Annotated in this window: 9 protein-coding genes; all 9 read right to left on the bottom strand. The window is 52.7% G+C overall.

The annotated features are described in order from the left end of the window. Positions 1–275, bottom strand: a 275-nt coding sequence (locus AC0AP0_RS05230; protein WP_490429606.1) for an iron transporter, incomplete at its 3' end; no start/stop codon positions are given. 2 nt (positions 276–277) lie between these two features. Beyond that, positions 278–2,074, bottom strand: a complete 1,797-nt coding sequence (locus AC0AP0_RS05225; protein WP_490429605.1) for an FTR1 family iron permease — start codon at positions 2,072–2,074, stop codon at positions 278–280. 213 nt (positions 2,075–2,287) lie between these two features. Further along, positions 2,288–3,256: a LacI family DNA-binding transcriptional regulator gene (locus AC0AP0_RS05220; RefSeq protein WP_211121036.1), complete on the bottom strand. Its 969-nt coding sequence runs from the start codon at positions 3,254–3,256 to the stop codon at positions 2,288–2,290. Between the two features lie 100 nt (positions 3,257–3,356). Further along, a complete protein-coding gene (locus AC0AP0_RS05215; RefSeq protein WP_490429604.1) occupies positions 3,357–4,832 on the bottom strand; it encodes a glycoside hydrolase family 32 protein in 1,476 nt (491 codons plus the stop codon). 29 nt (positions 4,833–4,861) lie between these two features. Further along, positions 4,862–5,980 carry a glycoside hydrolase family 172 protein gene (locus AC0AP0_RS05210; RefSeq protein ID WP_490429603.1) on the bottom strand — a complete coding sequence of 373 codons (1,119 nt, stop codon included), beginning with the start codon at positions 5,978–5,980 and terminating at the stop codon, positions 4,862–4,864. A 283-nt stretch (positions 5,981–6,263) separates the two neighbouring features. Continuing rightward, positions 6,264–7,067, bottom strand: a complete 804-nt coding sequence (locus tag AC0AP0_RS05205) for a carbohydrate ABC transporter permease (RefSeq protein WP_248004353.1) — start codon at positions 7,065–7,067, stop codon at positions 6,264–6,266. A 29-nt stretch (positions 7,068–7,096) separates the two neighbouring features. Beyond that, entirely contained in the window at positions 7,097–7,966 is an 870-nt protein-coding gene (locus AC0AP0_RS05200; RefSeq protein ID WP_368041649.1) for an ABC transporter permease subunit, read from the bottom strand. A 76-nt stretch (positions 7,967–8,042) separates the two neighbouring features. Further along, positions 8,043–9,470 (bottom strand): ABC transporter substrate-binding protein, encoded by a 1,428-nt coding sequence (locus AC0AP0_RS05195; protein ID WP_490429602.1) that lies wholly within the window; start codon positions 9,468–9,470, stop codon positions 8,043–8,045. Between the two features lie 375 nt (positions 9,471–9,845). Further along, positions 9,846–10,874 (bottom strand): amino acid permease (locus AC0AP0_RS05190; RefSeq protein ID WP_490429601.1); only part of this gene is annotated, 1,029 nt, incomplete at its 5' end.

The raw sequence follows: 10,874 nt of genomic DNA, 5'->3' as shown, positions 1-10,874 counted from the left end.
CTGGCATCGGCCGCCTTCAGACCCATGGATGCGGGCTCCATGTCGATGGGCTGGAAGAAGACCGTGCCGATGTTCAGAGGGCCCTTTTGCTGATCGTCGGGCGGGATGGGAATCTCCTCGAACCCGGCCCCTTTGCCATCCGAAGACTTGGAGCTGCTGGAAGCCTCAGGCGCGGGGGCCTCACGGGTGCCTGATCCGCTGGAGCCGCACCCTGCCAGGGCCAGGGTGCCTGAGAGCACCAGCGCGACCAGGGCGGTCAATTGTCTCTTCTTCATGATTATCCTTCGCTCTTTGGTGTTTGCATGGATGCCGTGACCTCAGAGGGCACAGCCCCTTCGGCGGCCTGATCGGCTTCCGTCCGATGGACGGTTGCCGACGGCGACCCGCCGGAGTCCTGATTCGACCGCGACCGCTCCTGCTTGTGCAGGCGGTGGGTCGACACAATTGCCAGCACGACCACGACCAGGGCCGCCAGAACCTGGGCGCCGATAGTCTGCGTGTATGGATACAGCCCGATCCAGTCGCTGGTGGGCACCCCGGGCAGATAGGTGGCCGGGACCAAGTCGCCCTCGATCAGGGCATGGACACCACCCCCGGCGAAGATGACCACCATGACCGCCATAAGCAGGCTGGTGATAATGAAGAAGGGCCGGATGGGAATCTTGACCGAGGTGAAGCGGATGAGCACGAAAACGATGACCAGGACCACGGCGGCAGCCGCAAAGCCGGTCCAAATCTCACGTGTACCGCCAGGAGCCATGGCGAAGATGGCTTGGTAGAACATAACCGTCTCAGCACCCTCCCTGAAGACTGCCAGGAAGGAGAGCAGGGCCAGGGAGATAACGCTGCCCTTCGAGATGGCCGCCACCGTCCGGCTCTGAATGTAGTGGTTCCAGGATTCCACAGAGGACTTGGACAGCATCCAGTTGCTGGTGTAGAGCAGCATGAGCATAGCCACCAAGGCCACCACGCCCTCCAGAATCTCCTGCTGGGGACCATTCCCGTTAAAGAGCAGGGTGAAGAGCAGGGCCACCAGCCCGCTGGCTACCAAGCCCGCTGCAATGCCCCAGTAGATGTGCCCAACCTTGTCTTTATGGCCGGCCTTGACCAGGTAGGCAATGATGGCCGCCACCACCAGGATGGCCTCCAGACCCTCCCTCAGCAGAACCACGAAAGCCTGGCCGAAGGCGGAAGTCAGGAAGGACGTCCACCCATTGACCTGGTCTGCGGCGCCCCCGTCCAGAGTGGCTGCGTCCTCGACCAGCATGCTCTTCAGGTCGTTCACCAGGGTCTTGGCCGGTTTGCCGGCCACCATGGCCATCCGGGTCTCCTTGAACTGGTATTCCACCTGAGAGACCCTGTTGCCACTGATGGCGTTCATGACGTTCTTCTCGAAGCCCAGCTTTTCGTAATACTGGTAGTAGGCCTTGTTGACCAGGTCGGATCCCGCCTGGCCCTGCCCCTTGGAAGCCTGGGCGAGCGCCTGATCCAGAATGGGCGTCATCTCGTGGGCCACCTGGGTCCAAGTCCGGTCGCCCTTACCGTTGTTCCGATGCTTTTTGGCCGCGTCCAACCGTCGACGGTCCGCCTTGATCTGCTCCTGCTGAGCCTTGGCATAGGCACGGGGATTGGCCAGCCCCTGGGTGGCATCCAGCTGGGTGGCCGTAGCGGCCAGATCAGCTTGCAAAGCTTGGCAATCTTGGTCTATGTCAGCTTGATTGTCATCTGCATAAGCTTTCGATTGGAGGGACTGAAAACGTGCATCCAAGCCGGTACGTCGATCCTGTCCCAATGTTGAAGCGGTAACTGTAACAAAGTTCGAACCGATGTAGCCTGAATTATAGGCAGCCATAAAATTGGCAGCCGCTCCCGCGTGATCACCAACAGCATAGGCTTGTCGTCCAGAATCAAGATCCTTATCAATGGCCTTGACCACATCGGTCCAAGTAGCATAGTTGGTCGACGCATTTGCCCCTAGAGCCGCCTGCACTGGCAAACAACAGAGGATGAAGCAGACAGCCAGCAATGCCAGGACCGACGGCATGCGCGCCGATATGCGTCCATTCGTGGCCATCCTGACCTCCTGCATCAGCTTCTCACTTGCGTTACCAGGATCAATAAAGCTGTATATTTCCGTACAACACGATCCTTGGGTTAATCTACTGCAAAGCAAACAGAAAAAATAGGTTTGACTTTTTGCCCATTTCGCACTATACGGAAAATGCGCCTCTACTTTTTTGGACCTTGATCAAGCTCTGCAAGACTTACCGCAGCCATCCTAAATGCCCTACTCTTGCATAGATGGCTTCACATCGATCGTGTATGACAGCTGATCAACTTTCTCTTTGTTAATGAGCTTCATGAGAACGGAAACCGCAACCTTCGCCAGTTGTCGGTAGGGCTGAATGATCGTAGGCAATGGCGGGTACGCAGTCTTATATATGAAGGACCCATCATACCCGAAGACCAGCAGGTCACTGGGGATAGCCAGCCCTCTTGTCAGGGCTCTCTTTTGAACCGCGAGCGCCACCATATCAGCAGCGAACACGCCGTCAAGATCAGGATAGCGATCCAAAATCATATCCGCGACATCCAGATACGAGTCAAAATCGAACTGATTCAGTCCGAGCTCATAAGTGTGGCAGGCGATGCCATGTTTCATCATTTCTTCGCCGAAAGCCGCATGACGTTTGCCAGAAGGTGTTCTCACCTTTGTATATCCGACCAGCTGGATGACCTTCTTGCACCCATGCCTAATAAAGGCCTGCGCAGCTATACGTCCGCCCTGCTCATGGTTCGCGCTTACCACAGGGATGTCATCGGCAAGGTTCCTGTCCAAGGCAACAATTGGAGCGCTGATGTCCGAATACCGTATGTCAATGGAATGACTGCCGATAATGATGCCATCGACTTTATTTTCCTGGAGCATCTCCAGGTACTTCTTCTCCTTACTCGAGGAGTCTTTGGTATCGCACAGGATCATCTTGTAGCCTTTGCGATCCAACTGATCCTCTATACAGGCAGTCATCGTCGAAAAGAAAGGCTGAGTCACGTCTGGTATGACCAAACCGACGAGGTTGGTCCTGCTGCTGTACAGACTTCGAGCAATCTGGTTGGGATGGTATTGAAGGACATTGATGGCGTTGCGTATCTTTTCACGTGTCATCTGCGATATGTATCCACGATTATTGAGATAACGGGACACAGTATTTTTAGAAACTCCAGCATACTGCGCCACATCATTAATCGTCGTCATACTGGCTCCATCACACGTGTTCGGTACCTTTGCCAACCACAGCACCCGTCGGGATAACCCGCATCATTAGTAGATTACGCCTGCCGCCGCGGCAAAGACATCAAATCTGCACCCCATACGATTGCAGATCTAACAGGCTAGCTTCGCCGCCTTGCGTCGAAATGGCAAATTCCTTGCACCCATTTTTGGGGAATATGTTGAGCGAGTGGCATACTCTACCCTCATCCGCAAAAATCTCCAGTGATGTACGGTCACTGACGATACGAATCGATAAAGTACCATTCCTCACACCAGTCAAAGTACTCCGGGTGGCCCCCTTGCTCCACCCATCAGCCCGATTGCGATCCACCACCATGAGTGCGCGTTTCAGATCAAGATAGCAGACGGTTTCGTGCTGCTTATCTGCACGCATGTGCAGTTCGACGACATCAGCTGTGGTAGATGCCAGATCAATCGAAAAGGTCAGATCATAATGCACACCATCAGACACAGGAATATCGGTTGGCTTTGTCCCCACTACCATATGCTGCGACTCATACGGGTCAACATGGAACAGTGAGAGCTCTCGAACAGGCTCGAATGCCAGCTTATCCCCACCTTCGAGGCGTACCTCCCGCGGAACACAGAATGACCCACACCAACCTTCCCGATATGTCGGTCCCCAGTCCTTCCAAAACGGCATCCAATCCCAGCAATTCGCCCAAGCCAGCATGATCCTACGTCCTGCACCATCCAGAAAGGTCTGAGGCGCATAGAAATCGAATCCCCAGTCAATCTCTCCATTCGAGGTATAAGAGAATCGTCCGGTCCTATAATCGAAATCGCCAATGAAATAGACGACTGTGCGTTCTCCTGCCCCCATTGGCGAACAGATTAGGACATAACGGTCACCAAGTTGAAAGAAATCGGGGCACTCCCACATATAGCCCCATTCGCCCCTACTCTCCGCCATGGTATTGAGGAACTGCCAGTTGATCAGATCGTTGGAACGATAGAGGAGGACACAGGCCTGACCGTGCCGTTGCGCCCCGCATATCAGGTAATAAGCGCCTTCATGCTCCCAGACCTTGGGATCACGAAAGAAATCATGAGACACCCCCTCGGGGGCGCTGATGATCGGATTACCTTCATATTTGCTGAAATGGATGCCGTCATCGCTCCAGGCCAGGCACTGATTCTGCTCAAACCCTCTGCCATTATTGGAGGTGCCGGTATACAGCAGATACAGCCTGTCGTCCTTGACAATGGCGCTCCCGGAGAAACAGCCACCTTGCGGATGGTCGTCGTACCATTCGCTTGGAGCCAATGCGATCGGCAGATATCTCCAATGGAAAAGATCATCACTGACCGCATGACCCCAAAACATACGACCCCAAAACCCGCTATAGGGATTGAACTGATAAAAGATGTGATATTGCCCGCGGAACCAGATCAAGCCATTGGGATCGTTGATCCAACCGGTCTGTCCCATGAAGTGGTATTCCTGCCTCATAACTCCTGCAGACACCTGAGCCTTATGATCGTTAATATGCTGTTGTGCATGCGCAATGGCAAAGGCCATGCTCTTCTGGGACATTTCCGATTTTCCTTTCACTTGGTCAATGGTCAGCGGTCAAACGCCCGACGTTGCTCTGCGGCAAACTGCGTATTCAATTCAGACTCGCGAGCAGTCTTCTCCTCCTTAAGGCGGAACTGCTCCTGTCGCAGCGGTCTATAAGCCTTCCAACGACGCTTGTAGGATTCCCTGGCCTCACGCATATCGTCAGTCAATGAAGGCATATCACCGTCTCGCGTGGCATAGGTAGGCACATCGGGTATCCGCTGAGCTACCGGCAGGATATGCAACGGCGTTTCATCAGGCATAGTCTGATACCAGTAAGCGGTCGAACTCCAGTCATCAGAAAGCTGGTTGGCGTGTCCGTGCTCGATGCTGACTCTCAGACTCTTAGAGAATCTGACTGGATCAGTGATATGGAATCGATATGAGACCTGCACACCATCTGAATCTGCTTCATGGACAATGGTGCCGAAGAAGGGGAAAGAGTTTCTCTGCATGCCCCAGGCATTATTGAAGTAATCCTCAGTGCCGGTACCATTGAGACTGGGATATTCTTCTCCATCTATGAAGAACATGTCGTTGCCTTCACCCCACCAACTGCCTTGATAATGGTGAACGGTCAGATTGCACCCTACGTAGTGTCCCGTTCCCTTGACATCCAAAAGGGTGTAATTATTCTCACCCTTGAGGTTTCGTACTCCATTGACTTCCGGCGCATTGACCTGCAGATCGTCACCCCAACCCGCACAGCGGGCGGTTCTGTTCCAGCAAGCATGGAAATACGCCGTATCGGCAGGAAGACGATCCCTATACATTTCATAATCAATGTTGAAATACAGAATGAAAGGCAGATCACCCTCGTTGATGATATCGATGCGAGCCTTTCGATCAAACGGCATCGGGAAGTAGCACGACACCGAACAGGGTGCGCCAAATCTTCCAGCCTCTTCCGGTTTGAGCGAAACATTGAAGGGCAGAGATGAGAAATTGCCCGGATAGCTGTTCCCTATACAGAAAAAGTCTCCCAGGGGGGCAAGAACACTTGGGCTGTCCTGATCATCCCATGTAATGCTGATCAGCACTTTCCGATAATAGAATGGGTCATAATCATCCCAGACCACGCCTAGGGCGGGACCGATTTCCATGACTGGAGCTGCCTGTGCCATCTGCTGGGGATCCATGATCGAAGGAGCCACCACCCTCCTGCAGGAGGATGTCATCCACATGTGCGTGATGCAGCCAGGGCCTTCTATTTCGCCCAAGCAAGTGGTCTTACCAGCCGGGACCTCCCAATAATCCTGATTTTTTCCGCTATGGTCCCAGCTCGACAATCTGCCATTGCGTGCATTAGCAACCTTTGTCAGGTCTCCAAACAGTCCATTTATATTATTCATTTTCTACCCTTTCGTTGTCTATTGATTAGCGATGGTCAAGCAGTGATTTCCTAATTCATCCCTTGACGGCCCCGGCAACCATGCCGCCTACGATCTTCTTTTGGAAGACCCCATAGAAAATCAGCTCGGGGATGATGATCATGACGCTGGATGCCACAATTCCGCCATAGTCGACCGTGTAGGTACCTTTGAAGAACGAGGCGCCCATGGCCAGTGTGTAGTCGGCCTGCCTGCGCAGCATGACCGATGCAAAGGGATATTCATTCCACATGTAAAGCACGTTGAATATGACCACAGTAGCGATGACCGGTTTGGTCATGGGCAGGATGATACGAACCATGAGATCCCATATGGAACACCCATCAATAATCGCCGCCTCGTCAATTTCAGGCGGCAACGCTTGGAGATAGCCGACGAAGAGGAGGGTGTTGAAAGAAATGGACGAGGCCACATAGGGAAACACCAGGGCCCACTGTTCGCGCAGTCCGAAGAATATGTTGATCTTATACACCGGAAACAGCAGAATGAAGGGTGAAACGCACAACCCTGCTATAAGAAACCCATAGACCAGCCGCCGCAGATTGGGATGCTCGAACACCATCCTTGCAAGAGCGAATGAGCTCAGGAAGGTTATGACAAGCTCGATGGCCAAGGCGACCACGCAGACCATGAAGGTATTGGCATATAGCCTTGGATAATCAAGTGTTTTTAGTGCGTTGACGTAGTTGCCCCAACTTAAGGTATGCGGCAAAGCCAGTGGATTGGACAGAATTTCTGCGTTGCTTTTAAACGACAGCACAAGCATCCAGATGAAGGGGAACACCACCAGAACGGTAATGATGGCGATTAGAACATACATTATGCGTTTTGTTCGTTTCGCAAGCATGCTTACTCACTCTTCCTACTGAAGATGAAGTACAGCCCTGTAAGGGCCAGTGAAATAAGGAACGTGACACTGGCGATGGACATGCCATATCCATAGTCGCTGCTGGTGAAAGTCATGGAATAGCTGTAGGTCACCAGAGTCTCAGAGAGATGGTTGGGGCCGCCGCCGGTGGTCTGCTGTACAATTTCAAATATCTTAAATATCCCTGTGATGATTAGGACTGCAACAGTCGATATTGTGGAGCGCATCATCGGTATTACGACATAACGCACGCGCTGCCAGCCCGTAGCACCATCGATTTGAGCAGCCTCCAGAACCTCTTCAGGGATCATCTTCAACCCGGCGATGAAGATGGTGACCAGATATCCTAGTTGCTGCCAGAAGTAGATAATGGCGATGCTGTACGGGGAAAGAACAGTCCCGCCTATCCACTGCTTGGCCCACCCCCGCAATCCGATTGCTCTAAGCAGACCATTGATGATGCCCACCTTCGGATCCAATATGTAGACCCAAATAATGCCCACGATAATAGGGGCGATAATCGCTGGAGAGAAGATCAACGATTTGGAAAGATCAATAAATCGTAGTTTGTTATTGAGAAGCAGTGCGATGAAAAAGGAAAGAATCATGAGCAGCACGGAAGCGACAACAAAGATGATTATTGTGTTCGCGCCCGATTTCCAAAAGAATGGATCATGGATGAGTCGAACATAGTTGGACAATCCGATGAATCTTGCCTGTCCGATTCCGGAATATCTGGTAAAGCTGTACCAGATAGCTATAGCTATGGGAGCAATGATAAAGATCACGTAAACCAAACACGTGGGTATCAGAAATCCCACCTTGTACCGCGTTTTGCTGAGCCAGCGCATATAATGCCGTTTCTTCCGTGTATGATCCCCGCATTCCCCCAAATCCCCCGTTTGGAGAAGAGGCGGGCATATTCAATTACTTATGACTGGTTTTCCAGGCTTGATCGATCTTGTCCAAGCCTGCGGAAGGTGTATAAGTACCTTGGATCACTCCGAAAATAGCGTCATAGAGAGCCTGCTGACTGGCTGCATCCAAGGTGAGATCCGGCGCAGATGCCGGGGAAGGCCAATCCTTGCCAAGCGCCTTGAGCATCTCATTCATGGCATACTGGCTTGACGTCGCTTTCAGCCCTGGATAGCTGGTCGCGGGGAAGGTCGATTTGGCGTAGGACATCTTTGCCGCCTGCTCCCCGTAATAGAACTTGAGAAACTCGTAGACACCGGCTTTCATGGTCGCATCATCGCCTACAGCCTTGTTGACCACGATAGGATTCGCCGGGACTCTCATGGATACATTTTGGTCATATGAGGAATCGCTGAACTTTGGACCCCACCAGAATCCAACTTTGTCCCCTAATGAAGAATCAAATTCAGCACAATCCCACTGCCCGGATCCGAATAAAGCAGCTTTCCCGTCATTAAACTGCTGCTTGGCATCGAAGTATTCAATGGTCGAAACATTTTCCGGAAACGCACCGGCCTTTGCCAGCCCTTCAATTTTATTAAATGCCTTCAGAAAATCAGGATTGTTGAATTGCTCTTTTCCTGCCTCGATCTTCTTCAGATTATCCTGCCAGCCGTATCGAACCAAGAACTCGTTAAATTCCCACATCGTATAGGAGCTGTTTTTGCTGCCTATAGCGATGGGCGTATATCCTCCTGCCTTGATCTTGGGAAGCGTCTCCATCAGCTGCTCGTATGTGGTGTCATCGTTGGGATAAGAAATCCCCAACTTGTCGAAAATTCCCTTGTTATAGAAGAAGCCTTGCACATTGCTCTGATAAGGAAGCCCGTATTGGCCAGTCTGCTTGTCTTCGAACGAGTCCTTCCCTCCGGCAATTGCCTTGGCCGCTGAAGGATTTTTCTGCAGAAAATCACGGAGGTCCAACAAAGTTCCGGACTTACTGTATTCGGGAGCTTCGCTGGCATCGATCCAGAACAGTTGGGGCAATGTGCCATCAGAAGCTTCGAGCTTCATATTTTTGGAGTGAGATTCCTTGTCAGATGCCTCGAAGACCACCTTATATTTGCCTTGATGCTTCTTGTTGAATGCCTGCACTATGTCATAAGTCACAGCCTCCTGCTTTTTCGGATTGGCCACATGAATGCCAAATTTGATAATCGTAGACCCGCTGGCATCCTTGCCCTGATTGCCGCACGCTCCCAGCATGCCCAAGGACAAAATCCCGGCCAAGCAGGCCGCAACAGTTTTCACCACGTTGTGTCTGTTCATTTTCTTATCCTTTTTGTAACCCACCAGTAGCCGTTTCCTTTCAGAAACAAGAGCACGTTCGTCTTGGACCCGGTCACGGTAACTCACCACCTTCATCAGCAGACCAAGCATCAGACAGTTGCGATCCGTTATATGTTAACCGAATAACATATTCAGGATGCTATTGAGTACAGTTCCAAAGACTGGAGTACTGGTTTACATCAGCAATCTGTCGTAGATAACTGTATTTACAAGCCTTTCTTGAACCTGCTGGTTACAGCCTACATCAATAACGACATATGTCAACCGGATAACATATCCCCCTTAATTTTGTGTTTGCAATTCACTTAGTAGCTAGTGTCCGGCCAGCAAAAAGGGTGCAGCATAAATGAAGTGCAGCAGATACATCAACGATGACGGAAAATAAACAACGGGCCATCAGGAACCAGGGCGATGACCCGCTGACATGCCATGCATGGCCCGATATGATCAGTTGCCGGCTCGGACTTAGACCAGCGCCGAATCCTCCCTATGCTTCCACAGGCAGATGCCGCCGAATACCAGCAGCCAGACCAATCCCAGTATGGCTGGATACCTGGTGTCGGGGGCCAGGAAGAGCGAGAGGTAGATCAGAACAAAGAAGGCGATGGCAACGGCTCCAGTCACCCGGTAGGCCGGCATGATGAACCCATCAGGCATGAAGTCCTTGCTGGTCCGGTAGCGGCGGTGAGCAAGCAGAGTCAGGATGTAGATGAATATGATGACCGCGCTGGAGCAGGAGGTGAACAGGACGAAGGTGTCCTCAAAGCCGGGCAGCATATGCAGTACCGGAGATAAGAGGATCAGCACTCCGGACAGGATGATGGCCCGGGCGGGCACCTTGCCGCGGCGCGAAATCGTATGCAGGCTGCGCATCACAGGAGAGTGGCCGGCGGCGGCCAGTTGGAAGAGGTTGCGGCCGGCGGAGTAGAGCAGGGAGTTCAGCGAGGAGCTGGCTGCCGTGATGACCACGAAGAAGACCAATGCAGCCGCCCAGTCCACCCCGGCGTAACGGAAGACCATGACGAAGGGCGAGGTGAAGCTGCCGTCAGCGTTGGGGCGGAAGGAGCGCCAGGGCACGATCAGCATGATGGCGACCAGGGCGCCCACGTAGAAGATCAGCACCCTCAGGATGATCTGATTGATGGCCTTGGGCAGGACCTTGCGGGGATTCTGGGTCTCGGATACGGTCACCCCCACGAATTCGATCATCTCGTAGGCGAAGAAGACCATCTGGAAGCTCATGAAGAAGGCCATCCACCCGTTGGGCGCCAGGCTCAGACCGGTGGTGATGTTGTCCAGGCCCGCATGGCCGGCCGGGCTGATCCGGTCCTGTCCCGGCATGTGAACGGCAGGATAGTGGAATCCCATGATGAGCATGACCACGGCTGTGGCAATCATGGCCAGGATCAGGGTGATCTTGATCATGGAGAACCAGAACTCGGTCTCCCCGAAAACCCTCACGGCAATCAGGTTGATGCACACCATGGCCGTCAG

Source organism: Bifidobacterium sp. POST2/T3 (B1) (genome assembly GCF_058197115.1).
The sequence above is the reverse complement of the archived record's forward strand: the minus strand, read 5'-3'. Positions and strand labels throughout refer to the sequence as shown.

What these genes read in the sequence shown, in the direction of transcription:
- AC0AP0_RS05220 (WP_211121036.1), bottom strand. Translation starts at nt 3,256, where the DNA reads ATGACGACGATTAATGATGTGGCGCAGTATGCTGGAGTTTCTAAAAAT.
- AC0AP0_RS05225 (WP_490429605.1), bottom strand. Translation starts at nt 2,074, where the DNA reads ATGGCCACGAATGGACGCATATCGGCGCGCATGCCGTCGGTCCTGGCA.
- AC0AP0_RS05210 (WP_490429603.1), bottom strand. Translation starts at nt 5,980, where the DNA reads ATGGCACAGGCAGCTCCAGTCATGGAAATCGGTCCCGCCCTAGGCGTG.
- AC0AP0_RS05195 (WP_490429602.1), bottom strand. Translation starts at nt 9,470, where the DNA reads ATGCTTGGTCTGCTGATGAAGGTGGTGAGTTACCGTGACCGGGTCCAA.
- AC0AP0_RS05200 (WP_368041649.1), bottom strand. Translation starts at nt 7,966, where the DNA reads ATGCGCTGGCTCAGCAAAACGCGGTACAAGGTGGGATTTCTGATACCC.
- AC0AP0_RS05215 (WP_490429604.1), bottom strand. Translation starts at nt 4,832, where the DNA reads ATGTCCCAGAAGAGCATGGCCTTTGCCATTGCGCATGCACAACAGCAT.
- AC0AP0_RS05205 (WP_248004353.1), bottom strand. Translation starts at nt 7,067, where the DNA reads ATGTATGTTCTAATCGCCATCATTACCGTTCTGGTGGTGTTCCCCTTC.